The 20,634-nt window shown below is 28.5% G+C and carries 14 protein-coding genes; 2 read left to right on the top strand and 12 right to left on the bottom strand.

Annotated features, from left to right (window positions below; all coding sequences use genetic code 11):
- Positions 1–567: 567 nt before the first annotated feature.
- Genes Q0881_RS14870 through Q0881_RS14855 form a run of 4 tightly spaced genes read right to left on the bottom strand, consistent with a single transcriptional unit; the run spans position 568 to position 5,634 of the window.
- The gene (locus Q0881_RS14870) at positions 568–2,730 is read right to left on the bottom strand and encodes a PepSY domain-containing protein (protein ID WP_299161906.1); all 2,163 of its coding nucleotides are present in this window, start codon (positions 2,728–2,730) and stop codon (positions 568–570) included.
- 12 nt (positions 2,731–2,742) lie between these two features.
- A complete protein-coding gene (locus Q0881_RS14865; protein ID WP_299161946.1) occupies positions 2,743–3,174 on the bottom strand; it encodes a DUF2271 domain-containing protein in 432 nt (143 codons plus the stop codon).
- Between the two features lie 60 nt (positions 3,175–3,234).
- Positions 3,235–4,725, bottom strand: a complete 1,491-nt coding sequence (locus tag Q0881_RS14860) for an ankyrin repeat domain-containing protein (protein WP_299161905.1) — start codon at positions 4,723–4,725, stop codon at positions 3,235–3,237.
- Positions 4,726–4,731: 6 nt separating this feature from the next.
- Positions 4,732–5,634 (bottom strand): DUF6607 family protein, encoded by a 903-nt coding sequence (locus tag Q0881_RS14855; protein ID WP_299161903.1) that lies wholly within the window; start codon positions 5,632–5,634, stop codon positions 4,732–4,734.
- 97 nt (positions 5,635–5,731) lie between these two features.
- Here Q0881_RS14855 and Q0881_RS14850 point away from each other — a divergent pair, with 97 nt between their 5' ends.
- Positions 5,732–7,819, top strand: a complete 2,088-nt coding sequence (locus Q0881_RS14850) for a TonB-dependent receptor (protein WP_299161901.1) — start codon at positions 5,732–5,734, stop codon at positions 7,817–7,819.
- A 29-nt stretch (positions 7,820–7,848) separates the two neighbouring features.
- Positions 7,849–8,499: an HmuY family protein gene (locus tag Q0881_RS14845; RefSeq protein WP_299161900.1), complete on the top strand. Its 651-nt coding sequence runs from the start codon at positions 7,849–7,851 to the stop codon at positions 8,497–8,499.
- Between the two features lie 90 nt (positions 8,500–8,589).
- Here Q0881_RS14845 and Q0881_RS14840 read toward each other — a convergent pair whose 3' ends face one another.
- The 8 genes from Q0881_RS14840 to Q0881_RS14805 all read right to left on the bottom strand — a co-directional run bounded on the left by Q0881_RS14840 (position 8,590) and on the right by Q0881_RS14805 (position 20,622).
- Positions 8,590–10,152: a hypothetical protein gene (locus tag Q0881_RS14840; protein WP_299161898.1), complete on the bottom strand. Its 1,563-nt coding sequence runs from the start codon at positions 10,150–10,152 to the stop codon at positions 8,590–8,592.
- A 3-nt stretch (positions 10,153–10,155) separates the two neighbouring features.
- Positions 10,156–12,942, bottom strand: coding sequence for an excinuclease ABC subunit UvrA (gene uvrA, locus Q0881_RS14835; RefSeq protein ID WP_299161897.1), 2,787 nt, complete (start codon positions 12,940–12,942; stop codon positions 10,156–10,158).
- Between the two features lie 138 nt (positions 12,943–13,080).
- Positions 13,081–13,338 carry a hypothetical protein gene (locus Q0881_RS14830; RefSeq protein WP_299161895.1) on the bottom strand — a complete coding sequence of 86 codons (258 nt, stop codon included), beginning with the start codon at positions 13,336–13,338 and terminating at the stop codon, positions 13,081–13,083.
- Between the two features lie 243 nt (positions 13,339–13,581).
- Positions 13,582–15,561, bottom strand: coding sequence for an amidohydrolase (locus tag Q0881_RS14825; protein ID WP_299161893.1), 1,980 nt, complete (start codon positions 15,559–15,561; stop codon positions 13,582–13,584).
- A gap of 520 nt (positions 15,562–16,081) precedes the next feature.
- Positions 16,082–16,564: a DUF1842 domain-containing protein gene (locus Q0881_RS14820; protein WP_299161891.1), complete on the bottom strand. Its 483-nt coding sequence runs from the start codon at positions 16,562–16,564 to the stop codon at positions 16,082–16,084.
- A gap of 401 nt (positions 16,565–16,965) precedes the next feature.
- The gene (locus Q0881_RS14815) at positions 16,966–17,643 is read right to left on the bottom strand and encodes a DUF1906 domain-containing protein (protein WP_299161889.1); all 678 of its coding nucleotides are present in this window, start codon (positions 17,641–17,643) and stop codon (positions 16,966–16,968) included.
- Between the two features lie 47 nt (positions 17,644–17,690).
- Positions 17,691–18,326, bottom strand: coding sequence for a hypothetical protein (locus tag Q0881_RS14810; protein ID WP_299161886.1), 636 nt, complete (start codon positions 18,324–18,326; stop codon positions 17,691–17,693).
- A gap of 85 nt (positions 18,327–18,411) precedes the next feature.
- A complete protein-coding gene (locus tag Q0881_RS14805; RefSeq protein ID WP_299161883.1) occupies positions 18,412–20,622 on the bottom strand; it encodes a glycosyltransferase in 2,211 nt (736 codons plus the stop codon).
- Between the last annotated feature and the right edge of the window lie 12 nt (positions 20,623–20,634).

The raw sequence follows: 20,634 nt of genomic DNA, 5'->3' as shown, positions 1-20,634 counted from the left end.
ATGAAATACTAAGAAGTATTAAGCGATAAAAAAAGAAGTATCCGCCATCGAAAGGATACTTCTTTTTTTTAACTAACTAACCAAATAAACTATAACGAAATTTTTAATTTATATGATAAAAGTAGTACTTCAAAGTAGTTAATAACTGAAAAATTAGATTAAAGGCTAAAAAGTAAAGACGAATTGCTTTTTTAATAAAATGAATAGTAGGAGAGGAGGTAAAGAAAAAAGCAATGAGGAATGTAATTATTTATCTTACTTAAGGTAGATTTCATTTCTTACTTCCCTTAAACAATAAGAAACTTATTTACCTTTGAATATCGATATGAAGTCTTATTAAATCAATTTTTTGATTTCGATGGCAAAAATTAGATAAAAAAGAACTTCAATATTTTATTTCAATCAGGGGACCGAATTAAAAATAACTACGACCTCATTGCTCTATAAAAATATATAAAATAAATAACATTGCAAAGAATTTTTTGCTAATAAACAAGTAAACGATTTCGTATAAGTGTTTGTTATGTAGTATGTTGTTGGTTAGGTAGTGTTTTTTTAATTTAAAGATTAATAACAATCTGTTTTTAATTGTAAATTCTTTTGATATTTTTTTATTGGAGTATTTAATTCAGTTAAAGTTATTTTCTCTAATACTTTTAAAACAGCATTCATCATAGCAATAGAGCCACAAATCATTATAGTACCATTGTTTTTTAATACGTTGGTAATTAATTCAGTTTCTTTAGAAATTAGATCTTGTACATATTGTTTTTTACCTTCTTGAGAATAGGCGATGTGGAGGTTGGTATTTTGTAAATAAGGTTTATATATTGAAAAAGACTCTAAAGTACGTCCGCCCCAGAACATATGTGTTTTGGAGCTATTGTTAAGCATACCTAGAAATGGAGCAATACCAGTTCCGTTAGCAATAAGTATAACTTCTTTATTGTTTTTAGGAAAATGAAAAGCTTTGTTTTGTTTAATAGATGCCTGGATGCTTTCAGTTATATTAAGGTTTAAAAGTAAGTTAGAACATATACCAAAATCATGTTTTTTTATACTTAGTAAAATATCATTGTCAATTTTTCCTATAGAATATAATCGTTTAACATTATCTTTATTAGGAGTTATAGAAAGTAAATCGCCAGAAGTAAAATTTAATTTTTTACTTGATTTTAGACGAATTAGAAAAGAATTATCTTCATTTAATTCTGTTTTATCAATAATAGTAAAGCTCTTTTGTTTCTTACGTTTTTTGACTTCTTGTTTTAAATCAAGGTCAATTTTTATTTTGTTACTCCATTGTAATCCCCAGGTTTTAAATTCTGCAAAATTCTGATTGTTTATTTTATAAAGAGGAATAACAGATATAAAGTTAGGAAGTGTTTTTAACGTATTTTCTATATCAATTGCAAATTGACAATAGTTTGGGTATGCTAAAGAGCCAAAACCTATAATAGCATAATTAATCGATTTTTTTTGTTTAACTTTTTTAACTAATTTTAAAAAAGATGTAGCATTAATAGGAGCTGTACCTTCTCCATAAGTTGAGGTTAATATAATTAATTGTTTGGCACTTTTATAGAAAGTATAATTGTTTAAATGATCTATAAAAACAGTTCTTTTGGTAGTGAGTAAAGCATTATAGATTGAATTTGCAAAAGAGTATGTATTTCCCGTTTCTGATCCTATAAGGATAATATACTCAGCATTGTTTTTATTGAATTTGTTTTTTGGTAAGGAACTTAAAGCTCTTTTTTTTAAAGTAATGGAAAAACCAGAATAGATAAAGAAAAGGATAGCAATACAAGAAAGTAATAATATTATAGACCATATTATTGTGCCACGACCTGTGTGTAAAAATAAACTCCAATTAGATAATACATGGATCCAAGGTAGTTTTTTAGAACTAATTATTTCGCCAGAATATTGATGTATAATGAGATCTTTATTTTTTAGTTTAACTAAAAAATAATCTTCCCCATCATCTGAAAAAGGAAATTCTAAACTTTTTAAATCATTTAATTTAGTTGTTTTAAAGAAAGGAAATTTCTCAATAGCTATTTTTTGATAGTTTTCAGTTTTGGGAAAATCTACTTTGTGTGAAATTGTAGTTTTAGGAAATAAAGAGAATTTCTCTAGAGATAAATAGACCCCTGTAAGAGTAATAATAATTATGGGTATTAAAGCATATCTGCTTATTATAACATGATAATATTGTTCAAAATTTTCATGAATAACTTTGGTAAAGAAGTTTATAATTCCTCCTTGCCTTTTTATAATAAGTATACTTCCAGTAATGGTAATTAAAAAAAGTAGCAAAGAAAAAAGGCCTACTAAAAAACGTCCAGTAGACTTTAAAAATAATGACCTATGTAAATTAGTAGTCCATTTATAAATTGGTGCTCTTTTTATAATATTACCAATTTTTTTTCCTGTAAAAGGGTTGATATAAAAAGTACTACTTTTTCCATTTTTTGTAACTACAGATGCAATTACAAAATTATTTTCATCAATTTTTAATTCAACAATTTCATCATATTCATTTTTTAATGAACTAATGGTTTTTGAAAGTGTAATTTCATTAGCATTTTGTACAGCAAATGGTTTTAGCTGATTCGATATAGGTTCGAAAGCTAAAATAATTCCTGTTAAAGAAGCTATGAGTATAAATGCAAAAGAAGATATAGCCAAAGTTAAATGGCTATACCTCCAAATTGAAGTGGTCATTTTTGTTAGATATTATTGTGGTATCATACGAATGTAACGTATAAAACCATTACCTTCAATTTTACTTTTTATGTTTTCTGAATTAAGATCGAATTGTACGTCATCCTTATAGTATTCTTGATCTTCTACAGCAGATTCAAAGCGAATTTTGTATCCCTTATCAATCTTATCATTAGGAATGTCAATAATACTAATAGCTCTATTTCCTCCGCTAATTGTTGCGCCAGTTATAGCATCAATATCTGCCCGTACTTTACCATGAAAATTCCACCATTCGGTAATATCATGATACCATTCTTGATCATCACCTTGAACATATAAAGTTTTTTCATATTCTCCTTCAGGATTTAATAATGAAATTACGATGTATGCTCCTTCACCGTCATAATTCTTCATTTGAATCATGCATTTGTATTTACTATCATCGGAAGTAGTGAAAGCCATTATTCCGAATATAACTGAAAATAGTATTGTAAGTTTTTTTATCATTTTAACTCAATTATTTTATTTCAAAAAGCTAATGTCAGTATTTTTTAAAGCTTCGTTTTCTTTTGCTAAATCATATAAAGTTTCTTCAAAATCTGTTTTCACAGATTTGTTTGCACCTAGTGAAACTAAATGCTTAATAATTTTATCGTTTTTAGCTGTCATTACTGCTTTTTGTAATGCAGTTAAACCTTTCTTGTTTTTTGCATTAATGTTAATCTCATACTCTTTAATAAAATCTAACATAGGAATGCTTTGCTTTTCTACTGCTAAATGAAATAAAGTATTTCCGTTTTCTTGTGTTTTAGTAACATCTAAACCTTTAGATTTTAAAGAATTGAGTTTTTTAGAAAACTCTTCTTCATTTTTAGGATTAAATGTCTTGAATAAATAATAACTCAAGTTATTCCCTTTTTTATCAATTATAGTAACATCAGCTCCTTTCGATATGAAAAAATTTACAACTTCAGATTTGTTTCTCAAAGAGTTTGTTAAAGCAGATTTATCGCTATTATTAACGTGGTTAATATCTTTTGATTTATTAGCTAATAACTTTATTACTTCTAAAGAGTTTCTTCCTGATGCATTTAATAAAGGTGAATTTCCTTCTTTATCTGTTTCATTTAGATTAACACCTTTATCAATAAAATACTGGTAAGTTGTGATGTCTTTATTTCCATAAGCTAAATTATGCAATGGAGTTTTACCCTCGTTATTAGTTATATTAGGATTAATTCCTAGCTCCTCTAAATATTTAAAATATTCTAAAGAATTATACCCGCTTCGAGAACCTCTAGTAGCAAATAACATTGCATTACCACCTTTATTATTTAAAGTTTTATAAGGCAGTCCTTTTTTGATTAATAATTCTAGCATTTTTTTATTACCAGATTGTGCTGTGTAATTAAAAACTCCGTTACCATCTTTATCTGTGGCATTAATATCTAGACCTTTTTTGGTAAAGTATTCTACTAGTTTGAAGTTTTTTAATTTAGGAGTAATTAATAATAATGCATTAGCTCCTTTAGGAGTTTTATCTTTTAAAACATTTGCGCCTTTGCTTATTAAAAGATCATACAATTTTGTGTTTGTTACACCGGCAACAGCAGCAAAATTTAGTAATGAATAACCTTTATCGTCAATAACATCTGTTTTTGCATCATTTGCCAATAAATAGTTCACAATTGGCATGTTATTTTTATAAGCAGCCCAAAAAATATAAGTTCTACCGTCGTGTGTCAATTTATTAACATCATTCCCTTTTTTAGAAAGTAAATGCTTGATAACATTTTCATCTGCATTTTCTAATAAAGCATAGACCACAGCATCAAAACCGTATCGATTAAGTTTTGTAGGGCTATTACCTTCTTTAATTTTTTGTTCTACTTGTTCAATTGTAGGTTTAGTTTTCCAAAACTCTCTTTTTAAAAAAGTATTTGAATTTTGTGCAGTTACTACTGAGCTTACTATAAATAAACTCAGTAGTATATTAAATTTTAATGATTTCATTCAGACTTATTTTTTGACAAAAGATTCTATAATGGTATTCATTTCTTTTTCTTCTTTAATTTTATCGGAAAAAAGGTGCTTGTATAATGCTTTGTTATCAACTTTAGCCTCTAAAGAAAGGTTCTTATTTCTACCATAAACTTCAGCCCATTTATTTCTAACTAATTGCCATTTAGCTTCATTTTTTACCCACCAATCTTGTGCAGCTTTACAACGAGCATCAGGAACTTTAACATAAGTATTGTACCCTTTTTCTCTAGCTAAAATGATATCATCTTCACCAGACTTACGGATTACTTTTTTGTTATCTTGATCGTGTACCCAACCATAATTTGTTATTTCATGACGATTACCTCTTTGAGTAACATTGTAATCACTTCTTTTTGTATATTCTCTCCTTGGTAATGGTGCATCTGTAGTATTTTCCCAATAACTTTTCCCATCAACGTGTACCCAAGTACCAGATCCTTCATAACGAGGACTATCATCTACTTGATATACTTTTTGAGTCCATTGTTTTTTAACATTAGATTTTGGTTTCTTCTCATATACCCAATTGTTATCTCCATTGAACATGTAAAAATCACGGTTTTGATACATCCAATCTTGTCTCCAATGTTTAACAATATGTGGACTTGCAGGGTTTCCTACTTGTAATAAATGTTGAATTGAAATTTTGTTTTTATCATCTTCAATTAACTGTGCCCATTCTAATCCTTTGGCTATTTTAGTTTTTGAAGGCTTGTATAAAGAGTCTTTACTATAATTAAATGTTTCTGTGAAGTTAAAAGTTACTTCAAAACAACCGCACATTTTCTTAATGGCTTTTAAATCTTTATTTTTTTTGCTTTGTGCATTTACAGAGAATGCAGCTAATGTTATAAGAGTTACTACGATTAAGTTTCTCATTGTATGTTTTATTATGTTTTTAAAATTTTTTACAAAAATATAAAATTTATTTAGACTGATTTAAAATAAAATATATATTTGCAGAAAATTATTAAGAATGTTTCTAAATAAAATATCAACTTTTGTTTTTGTATTTACAGGAATGATTGTTTTCTCTCAAGAGGAACAAAGTAGAGATAGTATAAAGCATAATGACTTAGATGAAGTTGTGGTAACTGCAACTAGAACCGAAAGACAATTGTCTTCTATACCAATGCCGGTAACATTAATTTCTAAAAAACAATTACAGCAATCGGGATCTGTACGTTTGTATGATATTTTACTAGAACAAACAGGGATTGTAATGGTTTCTGATTTTGGAAATTCGGAAGGAGTACAATTACAAGGAGTTGCTGCCGATTATACATTGATATTAATTGATGGTGTGCCAGTTGTAGGAAGAACTTCAGGGAATATAGATTTACGTAGACTTACAGTAAATAATATTAAGCAGATAGAAATAGTAAAAGGACCATCATCATCATTATACGGTTCAGAAGCTATTGGAGGGGTAATTAATATTATAACAGAGCAGCCAAAGCAAAATCAATTCAAAGGTAGTTTACAGCTATTAACTAGGGGAGGAGCTAAAAATGAATTAGATATTAATACAAATATCATAGCTAAAAAAGAAAAGTTTGGAGTAGTTGCTGGGGTTAATTTAAATTCAAGTAATGGGTTTGATTTAACACCAGAAAGTGTAAGCTCTAAAACAGCATATCCACATCAAAATTTCACAGGGAATTTACAACTGAGTTATGATTTCTCTGAAAAGTTAAAAGCTTTAGTTTCGAATCGTTTTTACACACAAGATCAGAATACACCTTCATCTGAAAATAAACAAACAGATTGGAATATAAATGGTAGTATTTCTCATGAGCTTTCTAATTCATGGAATGTAGATTATACTTTTTATGCAACTCGTTTTAAAACTGAAAGTCTTTTTAATGGAAGTACTTCATTATTTGATAGAAGTTTGTTTAGACCTGAAGTTAGAACAAAAATTGATTTTAATAAAAGTAATGTCGTAGTTGGAGTTGGTGCTAATTTTGATGCGCTTGAACGAAGTGCTTTTGATGGAAGAAAAAAATACGAATCGCAATATGTTTTCGGTCAGTATGATTTTAATCCAATTACAAATTTAAATATTGTTGCAGGAGCCAGGTTTGATAATCATAATGAATATAAATCGGCATTTTCACCGAAGCTTTCAGCAAGTTATAAAATAAATGATTGGGTTACTGCAAAAACATCGGTAGGCTATGGTTTTAAAGCTCCAGATTTTCGTCAATTATATTATAATTTTAGAAACCCTGCAGGAGGTTATATTGTATTAGGTACTCAAACTTTGCATGATTTATATCCTAATGCTACAGGAGTTAATACTATAGAAAAAGAACTAAAACCAGAAAATTCAATAGGTTATAATTTCGGATTTCAATTAAAACCATTTAAGAATTTAAAAATAGGAGTTAATTTCTTTAGAAATGACATTCAAGATTTAATAGATACTTTCGATACTACATTAAATCCAACAGAACTTGGATTACCTATCGGTACGCGAACTTTTTCGTATAGAAATATAAGTGAGGTTTATACACAAGGAGTAGAGGTAGATTTTAATTATAGAATTTCTAATAACCTAAAAATTATAGCGGGATATCAATATTTAGATACTGGTGATAAAAATCAAGAACGTTTAATAAAAGAAGGAAACGTTTTTTTTAGAAAAACTCCCTCTTCATCATCAGAACAATTAACACTTTCCAATTATTTTGGTTTACCAAACAGATCAAAGCATACAGCAAACTTTAAAATATTCTATGAGAACTTTGAACATGATTTTTCTGCAAATATTAGAGCAGTATATAGAAGTAAATATGCTTTTTTTGACACCAATAGTAGCCAAGGTATTATAGATGATTATGACAAGTTTGTAGCTTCTAGAACGCTAGTTAATATGGCTATTGATAAGACCTTTTTTAATTTAATGACATTACAATTTGGAATTGATAATGTTTTTAATGAGCAAGGAGAAGAAAATAAGACATCTTTTTTTACAGTAAGTAATGGAGGAAATATACCTAATGATAACGCATTACAATTAGGTAGAACTATATACAGTAGAATAACTTTTAAATTTTAAAATAAACCTTAAACATAAATAAATCAAAAATGAAACATTTAAAATCAATTTTAGTCATAGCGATTATATCTTTTGTAGCTATTTCTTGTAGTGATAATAACGATACGGTAATAGAACCTACATCAACACCTAAACAAATAAAGAACTTCTATGCACCACAAAAAACAAATTATACTGTTAGTCCACCTGTAACGTCTGGAGAATTTATAAAATTTAGTTTTAAAGAAGGAAAAGCAGTAACTGGTGATAACTGGGATATTGCTTTTAGAGGAACTAGAATTTTAGTGAATGGAGGAACTACTATTGGTGGAATAACAGAAGAGTCTGTTAGAACAAAAAACGCATCAATAGCATTAGTAAGTAATACTTTTGATAAAGTTGAAACTGTACCATCTGATTCAGAATTTAAGCAGGATGCTTCTGGAAGTTATGCTTTACCTTGGGGAAGTAACAAAGGTTGGTATACTTATTTAGGTTTACCTTCTCATAAAATTGAACCTATTGCAGGGAAAGTAATTGTAGTAAAAACCATAGATGGTAATTATGCTAAAATGGAAATAAAAAGTTACTATAAAGATATGGATAGCTCTAATTCTGCAGATCCTAAAAATTCAGGATCACAATACTATACATTTGATTATGTATATAATTCTAAAGTAGGAGATAAGTCTTTAAAATAAAGAAGAGTTTCAGTAATGTAATTATTGAATTTTGTTAGTTTTTGTTACGTTGAATGGTTTAATCGTTAAGATTAAACCATTCTTTTTTTATTAATGTAAATCATCGATGACATACATTAGTACTTTATTTAAATTATGATGCTCAGGAGCAAATTTTTTACCCTCTTCAAGAATTTCTTTAGCTTTTTTTAACTTAGATTTCCCATAATAATAAGCTCCAACAGACCAATATGCTGTACCAATGGCTTTTTGATTTAAATTTAGATCTTCTTCATTGTTATTAATTATTTTTTTTAATTCATTAAAGTAGTCTAAAGCTTCAGTAACTTTTCTATAACGCATTTTTTCTTGAGTTAAATAAGAATATAAAATAGTCATAAATGATTTATAGTAGATCGATTTTTTTATAAAAGGAAACTCTGTAGAATACGTATTTATTTTTTTTAAAACAGTTTTATTAGGGCTACTGAATCTAAATTTTTTCATAATTGATAAGCTAACCATGTTTTGAATTTCTTCATCTTTGGGATCCAATTTTAAGGCTTCTCTTCCATGTTTTAGAATAATATTTATGCTTTTGTTTAGTCTACTGTTTTTTTCAATTAAAAACTTATAAATATAGAGTTTACTAATTTTCGTTACTTCAGTATTTTTAATTTTATTTAGTTTAGAAAGTGTATTTTCTAAAAAAGGAAGGTTGTTTTCATTTGAAGTAATAATATTATAAATTAAATACCTAATGTCTTTATCGTGGTAATCTTTTTGATAATTAAAATTATTAAAAAAACTAACGATATAGTTTAAGTTTTTGACGTTAGAGAAACTAGTTTTTTCTATTAATAAAGCTATAATAGATTTTTTTAAAAAATTGATTTTTTTTGATGAATAAAACTTTTCTGCTTTTAAAAGATAGTTATAACTCTCTTCATAGTTTTCAAGATTAAAAGAATAAATTGCTTTGTTATAGTATTGAATGCCTATTAATTCTTCTTTTTTTATAAACTCTTTTTCATAAAAATAATTATGATAAGCCTTATTGTAGCCAATTTTATTAACATCATTTTTTGTTAACAGCTTAGTTTCTATTAATGCATTAACAGCAGTTTTCATATCATTTTCAGAAGGTACATAAAAACCGTCATTTCCAGGTATTGTTGTTTCTACATATATATTATGAGTGTTTGGATAGGCAACAATATATACATGAGATGGAATTTCTTTTACTTGAAAAGGTATATCTAGTTTATTAAAAGTATATGCATAAAGAGCGGAGGCAGATACACAATTGTAAGTCTTTGATGATATTATTAGATCAAAATCAGCAATGGGATCGTATTTTTCAAGAAAATTATTATGAATTTTTTTAAAAACTAATTTTATTTTCTTTTTTGGATTTAGTTTTTTAAATTTTTTAGTATTAAGTTTTACTATAAAATCATCAATAAATAGAGCTTTTTGTATAGCTAAACTATCAGTGTACATTGAATCTATAGCAAAAAGGGCTTTTAAGTATTTTAATTTTGAAGTGTCTTTTTCGTAATTTTTAAAAGTTATTTTTTCAAAATTAGACACATGTTTTATGGAGTCTAATGATTGAGCATTTGTTAAAAAACTAAGGAAAAAGATACAGTAAGCAATTTTTGGCAATTTCATTTATTAAATTTTTTCTTTTAAATATTTTGAAGTGTATGATTTTTTATTTTTAGCTAATTCTTCTGGGGTACCAGTAAAGATTAATTCACCACCGTTTTTTCCTCCTTCTAAACCAAGATCAATAATATAATCGGCACATTTAATAAGTTCAATATTATGCTCAATAACAATTATTGAATGTCCTTTTTCTATTAAAGCATTAAATGAAGCCAATAGCTTCTTAATGTCATGAAAATGCAAACCTGTGGTTGGTTCATCGAAAATAAATAAGGCTTTATCTTTTGTGTTTCCTTTTACTAAAAAAGAAGCAAGTTTTATACGTTGCGCTTCACCACCTGAAAGAGTAGAAGAAGATTGTCCTAATTGTACATATCCTAATCCAACATCATGTAAAGGTTTTAGTTTTTTTGCAATTTTAGGCTGATCGTGTTCAGTAAAAAAAGCAACGGCATCGTCTATGGTAAGGTTTAGAATATCATCAATTGTTTTTCCTCCAAAGTTAACTTCTAAAACTTCTTTCTTAAAACGTTTTCCATTACAAGTCTCACATTGTAAATGCACATCGGCCATAAACTGCATTTCAATAGTAACATCACCTTCACCTTTACAAACTTCACAACGACCACCTTCAACATTAAAAGAAAAATGCTTTGGTTGGTAATTTCTTATGTGTGATAGTTTCTGTATAGATAATAACTTACGAATATCATCATAGGCTTTTATATAGGTTACAGGGTTAGAACGTGATGAACGTCCAATAGGATTTTGATCTATAAATTCAACATGTTTTAACTCACTATAACTTCCTTTTATCTCTGTAAATTGTCCAATCTTGTTTCCATATCCAATTAGTTCTTTTTGCATTGCAGGGTATAGAATTTTTTTAACTAGCGTACTTTTTCCACTACCAGATACACCTGTAATAACTGTTAAATTATTAAGAGGGAAAGAAACATTGATGTTCTTTAAATTATTTTCACGAGCACCAACAATATCTATAGTGTTTTTAGAAGATCTACGTTTTATAGGAACTTCAATTTTTAGTTCTTCTGATAAGTATTTAGCAGTTAACGATTCTGATTTTAAGATTTCATCAAAAGTTCCTTCAGCAACAACATGGCCACCATAAGTACCAGCTTCAGGGCCAATATCGATAATGTAATCAGCTTCTTTCATGATGTCTTCGTCATGTTCTACAACAATAACAGTATTACCTAAATCGCGAAGATCTTTTAAAACACCAATTAATTTCTCCGTATCTTTTGGATGTAATCCTATACTAGGTTCATCTAAAATATACATGGAACCTACAAGAGAACTACCTAATGAAGTAGCTAAATTTATTCGTTGGCTTTCTCCACCCGAAAGTGTATTTGATGTTCTATTTAAGGTTAAATAATTTAAACCAACATCTTGTAAGAATTGTAATCGACTATTAATTTCTGTTAGTAATCTTTTCCCTATTTTTTCTTCATATTTATTTAACTGAATGCTATTAAAAAATAAAGCAAGTTCATCTAGAGGTAACATAACTAAATCAGAAATTACTTTATTATATACTTTTACATAATTAGCTTCTTTACGTAAACGTTTACCATTACAATCTGAGCAAGTAGTTTTTCCTCTGTAGCGAGAAAGCATTACTCGATTTTGAATTTTATAACTTTTTTCTTCTAATTTTTTGAATAGACTATTAATTCCATCAAACTTTTTATTTCCATTCCAAACCAATTCTTTTTGCTCTTCTGTTAATTCAAACCAAGGTTTGTGAATTGGAATATTAAAATCTGAAGCATGTAGAATTAAATTGTTTTTATATTCTCGGTAACTATCAGTTTTAAAAGGAAAAATTGCGTCTTCATAAATAGAAAGCCCTGTGTTAGGTATTACTAATTCTTCGTCAATTCCTATAACACTTCCATAACCTTCACAATTTGGACAGGCTCCATAAGGATTGTTAAAACTAAAAAGATGCGTATTTGGTTCTAAGAAAGAAATTCCATCTAACTCAAACTTATTGCTAAATTCATTTATAGTATTATTAGCTAAATTTTCTATAAAACAGATTCCTTTTCCTTCAAAAAAAGCTGTTTGTATAGCATCTCCTAAACGGTTATAAAAGTCTTCTTCATCTTTTACAACAATTCTATCCACAACTAATAATAGCTCATTTCCTTTAAAATCAGAAACTGGAAACTCATCAATTCTATATACAGTATCGTTGTATTTTAAACGGGCATATCCTTGTTGAGTTAGTACTTGGATAACTGTTTTAATATCTCTATTTTCATTAATAATAATAGGTGCTAATAATAAAAGTTTTGTGCGTTCTTCAAATTTTTTCACAAAGTTTAAAACGTCTGAAACAGTATGTTTTTTTACTTCATTACCAGAAATAGGAGAGTAGGTTGTTCCTATTCGAGCGTATAATAATTTTATATAATCGTAAATTTCTGTTGAGGTACCAACTGTTGATCTTGGATTGGTAGAATTTACTTTTTGTTCAATAGCAATTGCAGGAGCAATACCTTTAATATAATCTACTTTAGGTTTATGTAATTTTCCTAAAAATTGACGTGCATACGATGATAAACTTTCTACATAACGTCTTTGCCCTTCTGCATATAAAGTATCAAAAGCTAGTGATGATTTTCCAGAACCAGAAAGACCAGTAATAACTACTAGTTTATTTCGGGGAATAACAACATCTATATTTTTTAAATTATGGAGGCTAGCTCCTTTTATAATGATGTTTTCTTTAGGACTTATGGTAGAAATATCTGTCTTCATTTACGCGAAAAAATAAGCGATAAAAGTACAGATTTCTAAATTAAGAAAAGAAGTAATATTAAAAAGAGTTTAAATTAAAATTAAATAAAAAAGTGCCTTGTGCTAACAGCACAAGGCACTTTTCAAAAATTAAATATTTTACCCTACAGGGAAAATATCCTTATTATGATCCGTCACTTTTTTATCATAAACGACTATAGCACTTTCTGCTTTAACATAATATCTACTAGTTTCATTGTCTATTTTTATAGCCATCACAAAACCATTTTCGTTTCCTCTACCCCAAGATTCATTTTGTTGAGGTTTAATTGTGAAAAAGTTAGTTTTCCCATCTGTTGCCCATTGATTTATAGCAACTTCTATTGTTTTTGATGTTTGATTTGATACTGTTATCATAATGTTTATTGTATTATCCCTTTACTCGTTTGGCTTTTCAGGGGGACGCCTCGTTTTTTATAGTAGTTTCTGAGCTCTACTTTTGAAAACTAATTTTTAGCGCTATTTTTAGTTTTCTTAATTAAAATTACTATTTAAATACATTGAAAATTGTATTAATGTTATGAGTACTTTTTTGAAATGAAGTGACTAGGTTAAAAAAGGTTGTAAAGTGCTTTTTTTGAAATTTAGTATAGTAGATTACTATACTAAATCTTTTACACCAACTCTCAAAGAAGGATTTTCAAGTAATAATTCTTTGATTTCATCAGCAGTACTATATCTCTTTATTCCTCCTTTCCAAGTTTCTAATACTGGAATATTACGCATACCTTGAGCTGAATAAACGCCTTCTTTATTGCTATATGTAAGAGGATTCTCTTCTAGTAATACAAAGTCTGCACATTTACCTACCTCTAATGATCCTGCCCATTTATCTGCATGACATTGCCAAGCTGAATCATAGGTCATTGCTTTAAGGGCTTGAAACCTAGTAATGCGTTCTGTTTTATTTAAGACTTGGGTATTTAATTCTTTTGGAGCCCCTTCCATTATTCTTGTGATAGATTGCTCCATCATACGCAATGGACCTAATGGAGTAACACTATTATCGCTATGAAGTGTGATTCTCATATCATAATCATGTAAAGCAGCATAACACCTATCTAAGTGGTTACTTCTTTCTTTACCTAATATAGTTTGTTGAAAAACCCAGCCCCAATAACCTACATGTCCTATTAAAAAACTTGGAGATATTCCTAACTCTCGCATGTCAGCCATATTTTGATTAGATAATAAAGAAGCATGTTCTATTCTATCTCTTCTACTTTCTATGGTTGATTTATTAATGCCTGCTAGTTTGAAAGCATTGATTGTACGATCAAGTGCATGATCTCCATTAGCATGAACCATTACAGGCCAATTATTATCTACAGCTTTACTTATTAGGGTGTTGAATTCTATTGGATAGCCATAATTAAAAACTCCTTCGTTTATTTGTTCAGAAATTTTTGTTCCATCTTCTCCATAGAGAACAAAATTTTCATTACAGTCATAAGGTGCTTTTTGATAACCTGTAAGCCCTTGATTAGACCCATCCGACACTACTTTTACATAGGCTAGGTTAAATTTATCGTTGCCTTTATTTGGATAATATTTATTCTCTATCTTATTATTAAAATCATCTAAAGTGATAGCAACCAGTGCTCCTCCTATTCTTACACTACAATCTTTATTGGCTTTTTCTTTTAAGTATTCGGGTTGGTTCAGCCCTTTTTGAGAATAAGGTTCTATTCCAGCATCAAAAAGATAGGTTGCACCTCTACTACTAGCTTCTTTAAAAATCTTATCGACTTCAGTAGATAATTTTTTCTCAAATGTAATAGGATTAATACTTTCTGCTATTATTTTTAATACAGGTTCCATTTCGGCAATCTCTTTCAATATACCGTCCTTATTTAATGTTACCCCTTTTCTTGCTGCTAATTCAATGGCTGCTGTATTAACATAAGCCAAATGCATAGATGAGTTCATTAAAAATACGGGCTGGGTATTTGATACACGATCTAAAATTTCAGCGTTGAACTCCTTATTGTGATTTATTAATAAAGATGGATCCGCATTACTTCCAAAAATCCATGTATCTGATAAACTTTCTTTTTTACCATCAGTTGCTTCTTTTTTTAAAGTTTGTATAATCCAATTTGTACTGTACTTATCTTCTTCTTTGGTAGCTACATTTGTTCTTAATTCCTGTCCTATAAAAGGACCTACATCTGTAGCCATGTTAAAAACTGCTGTTGGTAGAATATGAAGATGAGGTTCAAAAAAACCAGGAAGTAGTGTTTGTCCTCCAAAAATAATTTGTTCAGCAGTATCTTCAGGCATTTTTTCTTTTACGCTATCATAGGAACCGGTTGCTATGATATATCCATTTTTTATACCTACAGCTTCAACCATGGCATCTTTTCCTTCAGCCATGGTCTGGATATAACCTATGTTTTTATCATTTTCATCCATAGGATTAGTTCCTGTACGGAATATGATTGTATTCGAAAGAGTGGTGTTTTCTGTGTTTTTTTCGTTTTCTGTCTCTCCTAGTTTAGCATCAGGAATTAATGATTTCCACATTGGATTACAGCATGAACAATGTAAACCCTCAGGGTGATTATGTGTATGACTCATAGTTTTAGTTTTTAATACTATTATTTATAGTGCAATTTGTTATTCTCTAATGTGAAATTAGAGTTTAAGTAGTCTGAATTTTGGAAAGATGTTGTGAACGTGCTTTTAGATGTTGTGAGATAAAAGCTTTCAATCAGGAAGTTTTTCAGAATTGTATTTTTACAATGGATTTTTATTAAGAAAATATAGTTTAATAATAAAATATAGAGCAATAGATCGTTTAATAAAGTTGTGATATTGATTGTACTCTTGAACGGTATAATTATAATTGATTATAGTATATAGTTCAAAATTGATATACTAATAATATTTTTTATCTTTTTTGTTTGTGAAGTAATAGTATTGAGATAGTCCAGTTTAGGTGTAGTGATTGTCAAAAATGGTAAAAAAGGAAGGTATAAAAAATGTACTACTATAAGTTTTACTTAAAAAATGAATTGTTTTTTTAAGTAAGAAATAGATATTATAACGTAGTTTAAATAAAAGCCACACTACAAAGTAGTGTGGCTTGATTAAAGTATTATAGACTTGGTTCCATATTTTGTTCTTTAACAAAAGAAGAAAGTTTATCTACATTCAATTCGTCAGATAATTCAATAAGTTCAACTTTTTGATAACCAACATCAACCCATTTTTCATCACGTAAAAATGAGTATGTTGCTGTTCCCGATTTCCAATCGTCTTCTAATGACATTCTCAATTTTACATTTTGTATTGGTTGAGGTGCTCCTAATATTAAAGGTGCATAAGGAGATACACCTTCTGCTACTACTAAAATATTACATGAATTCATTGTACACATATATGAGTAATCACCACTTAAAATTGTTGGAATATTTAAAGGAGGATTTACAGCTTGTGTAATATTACCCTTTCCAATAATCTTTTTTGTGTTTGTATCTACAATTAGCGATAGATTAAAAGAAATACCTCCAGCAAGGTGGTTGCTAATTCTATAATTTAAATGAAAATAATGTCTGATTTCGTTGTTTTGATTTTCCATGAGGGACGTTTTTTAAGTTTGGTATTTTTCCTTACTCATTAGGCTTTTCGGGAGACGCCTCGTTTTTTTAGTAGTTTCTGATCTCTACTTTTGAAAACTAATTTATAGCGCTATTTGTCTTCATTTATAAAGTTACTTTTAATAGTAGGAGCGATTTAAATTAATGTAGTGAATTCTTCTTTTTTGTGTTGTGAGTAAAGTGTAAGGTGTTGTAAATTGGATTTTTAATTTGTTTTTTGAAAACTAAAACAACTCAAGATATAACATCTTAAGTTGTTTTATTTCATTATTAGATAACATGAAAAAGGAAATAGTTAATATATAAAAATAGTGTAAGTGTTTTTATTAAACTTTATACTGTAACTTTTTAAACATCTCTTTAGAAGGATTTCGGTTATATTCTAAATATTTGAATCCTTAAGCCATATCATTGAATCACCTTGCTCATCATTTTGAGTAGTATCATTATCAATACTTAAATTATCAATTAAGTTTTCCTCTAATGATTGAATTAATTGATATCCTCGGTTTGGAATAGTTGGAACTCTGCTTAAAGATTTCCAGTAATGTTTAAACTTAAGATTTTCATATAATTGATTACCAGTAAGTATACAGTTAGCTCCAACATATATTCCAGGAATATATCCAGCATTAAAAACAGTATTATACCATGCATTACAATAATCTATTACATTTTTAGAAGGAGTATTTGAAGCAATTCCTTCTAAATCACACCAAATATTCATTCTTAGTGGTAACCCAATATCGATGGCGTTAGAAGCAGCATTTTCACCATAAGTAGTTCCCTTATTTGCTGTAGGTGTCCATCCCGAATAAAGAACATGTTGTACTGCACTCAATGCTAATCCAGCATTAAGAATATCTTGTGCTTCATTAAAACTAAGGTCGCCAGATTTTTGACCAGCCGTAAGAGAGAGGTACCTAATACAAAATGAATATCCTACTTTTTTTAAATAAACAGCTTGACTAGCAGTTACAACTGTATTTGTATCAAATCCTTTTAAATTTGGTGGAGCATTTTGAATTGTTCCAGATAGTATTTTCTTGTTAGCTTCCATGTTTTAAATGTATTGGTTAGTTTATAAAATTGATGAGTTATAAGGTGTTAAAACGGAGATGGATTTATCTCTTTAGCGGCTAAAAATTGGTTTAGAATATTTAAAACAAAATTTGGAGGATTGCCTGCTATTAATTTTGATCTAGAAACATGTCTGCTTGTTATTTTTAAATTTTCATCATAGTATAACTCTATGAGTTTAACTTCATTTGAAGTACTCGTAGCAGCAAGAGCAATGGCGTCATCAAAATCTTTTTGAACGAAAGTAGTACCTAGGCTAAATACTTTTGGGTTGTTTGGATGTAAAATATTTCCATAAACGTAAGTGAGATTAGCTTTTCTTGGATGCCAACCAATATTTCTACAATTTGAATGTTGAAGAGTTAAACGGCCATTTTCAAAATATAAAGTAGGTAATTGATTAGGGGTAGATTGTGTATAACCTCTTAAATTTCCCATTTGAGCTAAAGTAACTATAGGTCTAATAGCAATGTTTTCGTATTCACTATTTCTTATATATTTAAAAAACACACCTAGAGAATAATTGTAAATAATTTTATCTGTGGCAGAAGGATAAATAAAGTAAAGATCGGTGTCATCTGCAAAATAGAATCCAGGAAAATTAATATTTGCCTGATTACTTGTTACTAGATGAGGTGGATTTGTAGAATAATCGTAAATCATAATTGAGTTTGTATTAAATAATTGCCTACTCTATTCAGTTTTCAGCGTCCCTGTTTTTTATGATATATTATTTTTATTGAAGTATTTATTTTAAGCTTTCTATACTAGAAAATATGGGGATAGAAGATATAGGAAGGCTTTCGAAAAAATTGTTAATATCTTCTTGTTTTAAGGTATTCCAACGGTCGTTATCTATTTGTTTAGGGCTGGTGTTTTCAGAGTGAATTTGTCCTATATAAGAGGTTGTAGTATTATTTGGAAGTATTTTTTTTACAGCATCCGCCCAAACAAAAGCATTGTCTTCTCCACAAGTCATTACAGGAAAAGGATTAGATTCCCACAACTTCTTTGTATAGCATAAGGTAGCTCCGTACACCCAAGGTTTATTTGATAGTGGATAATTATACTGCCAGAAATTAGAAGATGATTTATCATAAAATAAAGGAGTGCTTAAACCTGTAATTTCTAATTCATGAGTAAGAAGAAAAAAGAGTTGTTGTTCTATCCAATTTGATGCATAAAAATCATCATCATCTAAATGAACTATAAACTGCCCTTTACTCATTTGGCAAGCCATATTTCTTTTGGTACCAATATCTAATTTTTCATTAAGATGAACATATTTAATTAGAGGGCTATTGGGTATTAAAGGTTTAATAGCATTTTCTCCATCGTCAATTATTATTAACTCTTTGTTTGGATAGTTTTGTTCTAAAAACTGATTTACTGCATGTTTTATGAATTTAGCACGGTTATAGGTAGGCATAATACAACTAACTAAAGGCAGTTTATCTTTTTCAATTGTTGAATTTTTTATAATACTTAATTGATTAGATTCAAGGATATTAATAGGTGTTTTTTGTAAAGATATTAATGAAGAACTCTGTTTTACTATTCGATATGAATTAGAGTTTGTTAGTTCTTTAATAAAAGTCATTACTCCTGGGAATGCCAAACAATAGTCATGAAATAATATTATAGCGTCTTCCTTTAAGTTTTTTTCAAAATGATAAAAATCGCGTGATACATTGGCGTAATCATGTAATCCATCTATTAGAATAAAATCTATTTTTTCATCAAGATCAACTAAATAAGGAGTTTGTTTAATTACTTTAACTTCTTCTAAATTTAAGTTTTTAAGGTTCTGTTTAAATTTGTCATAGCAAGGTGCATATTGATCAATAATAGCATCTTCAGCACCTAGTCTTCCTGAAAAATCATCGATAGCAATTATTTGAGATTGGTTGTTTACATGTTGAATGACCAATGAAATAACTGAAGTTGCTTTGCCACAATAACTACCTATTTCTAAAAAGGTGGCATTAGTTTTATTTTTAGCCTTTAAAAAAACTAATTCAACTAATAATTCGAATTCATCATTTTCTAACCAGCCCTCAATGTTTTGTGTTTTAGGGCGAATGTTTTTAATTAATTGAAATATATCTTCAGAATATTCTTTCGGGTAAGAAAGAACATAATTTTCATAATAGGTACTTATATTATTTCTATTTTTATTTCTAATGTCTCTTATTATAGGGTGAATCCAAAATGATTTCTCCGCTTGTAGAGCGTGCTGAATATTTTCATTAGTATAAACATATTTATATTTTACAAAATCATAGGTACATGGGTTTTCTATGATAGTAAAACCTAAGGCAATAATTAGAGTAGGAAGTATTATTTCTTCACTAGCCCAAATTTTTGTTTTTTTTAGAATTTCTTGTAATTGAATGTTGGTTCTAAAAAGAGCAACTAACTTTAGAGAGGCTCGATAAGTAAAAACTGTTGAAGGCCAAAATGTCCAATATAAAAAGGCATTTTTGCCATTAGGTAATTGATCTAAAAAAGGTTGCCATAATTCTTTTTCTTGATAAGCTGTTATAGCTGGATCTATGTGAGTGTCTTTTTCAATACGTGAAGGTACTTGACCTAACATACCCAAATTGGGGTTTTTGTAAAATGTTTCTGTAATAAAATCAGTGTAATTTTGACCACAAGCAAGTTGATCAGAATCGACGACAGTAATGGTATCAAACTCTAAATTATTGATAGCGTATTCCATACAATCGATAGCAAAATCATGTAACCATCCCCATTTTAATGGTTTAGGATTGGAATGAATTACGACACCATATTTTTCAAAAGGAAAATACTTGAATAAGTTTTCATCTGTTCCTCCATTGTATAATAAAATTTTAGATGTAGGGTCTAGATACTTTAAGTTTCTAACTAAATCAATAATACAGTCTTGATTTTCATGAACTAAACATATGAAAATATTTTTAATTGGCTTCATTTTTTCTTTTAT

Origin of the sequence: uncultured Tenacibaculum sp. (assembly GCF_947494125.1) — a bacterium.
Classification (GTDB): domain Bacteria; phylum Bacteroidota; class Bacteroidia; order Flavobacteriales; family Flavobacteriaceae; genus Polaribacter.
The sequence above is the reverse complement of the archived record's forward strand: the minus strand, read 5'-3'. Positions and strand labels throughout refer to the sequence as shown.

Excerpts from the sequence above, each read along its gene's own strand:
- Q0881_RS14870 (WP_299161906.1), bottom strand. The coding sequence starts at position 2,730 with ATGACCACTTCAATTTGGAGGTATAGCCATTTAACTTTGGCTATATCT.
- Q0881_RS14865 (WP_299161946.1), bottom strand. The coding sequence starts at position 3,174 with ATGGCTTTCACTACTTCCGATGATAGTAAATACAAATGCATGATTCAA.
- Q0881_RS14860 (WP_299161905.1), bottom strand. The coding sequence starts at position 4,725 with ATGAAATCATTAAAATTTAATATACTACTGAGTTTATTTATAGTAAGC.
- Q0881_RS14855 (WP_299161903.1), bottom strand. The coding sequence starts at position 5,634 with ATGAGAAACTTAATCGTAGTAACTCTTATAACATTAGCTGCATTCTCT.
- Q0881_RS14850 (WP_299161901.1), top strand. The coding sequence starts at position 5,732 with ATGTTTCTAAATAAAATATCAACTTTTGTTTTTGTATTTACAGGAATG.
- Q0881_RS14845 (WP_299161900.1), top strand. The coding sequence starts at position 7,849 with ATGAAACATTTAAAATCAATTTTAGTCATAGCGATTATATCTTTTGTA.
- Q0881_RS14840 (WP_299161898.1), bottom strand. The coding sequence starts at position 10,152 with ATGAAATTGCCAAAAATTGCTTACTGTATCTTTTTCCTTAGTTTTTTA.
- uvrA (WP_299161897.1), bottom strand. The coding sequence starts at position 12,942 with ATGAAGACAGATATTTCTACCATAAGTCCTAAAGAAAACATCATTATA.
- Q0881_RS14830 (WP_299161895.1), bottom strand. The coding sequence starts at position 13,338 with ATGATAACAGTATCAAATCAAACATCAAAAACAATAGAAGTTGCTATA.
- Q0881_RS14825 (WP_299161893.1), bottom strand. The coding sequence starts at position 15,561 with ATGAGTCATACACATAATCACCCTGAGGGTTTACATTGTTCATGCTGT.
- Q0881_RS14820 (WP_299161891.1), bottom strand. The coding sequence starts at position 16,564 with ATGGAAAATCAAAACAACGAAATCAGACATTATTTTCATTTAAATTAT.
- Q0881_RS14815 (WP_299161889.1), bottom strand. The coding sequence starts at position 17,643 with ATGGAAGCTAACAAGAAAATACTATCTGGAACAATTCAAAATGCTCCA.
- Q0881_RS14810 (WP_299161886.1), bottom strand. The coding sequence starts at position 18,326 with ATGATTTACGATTATTCTACAAATCCACCTCATCTAGTAACAAGTAAT.
- Q0881_RS14805 (WP_299161883.1), bottom strand. The coding sequence starts at position 20,622 with ATGAAGCCAATTAAAAATATTTTCATATGTTTAGTTCATGAAAATCAA.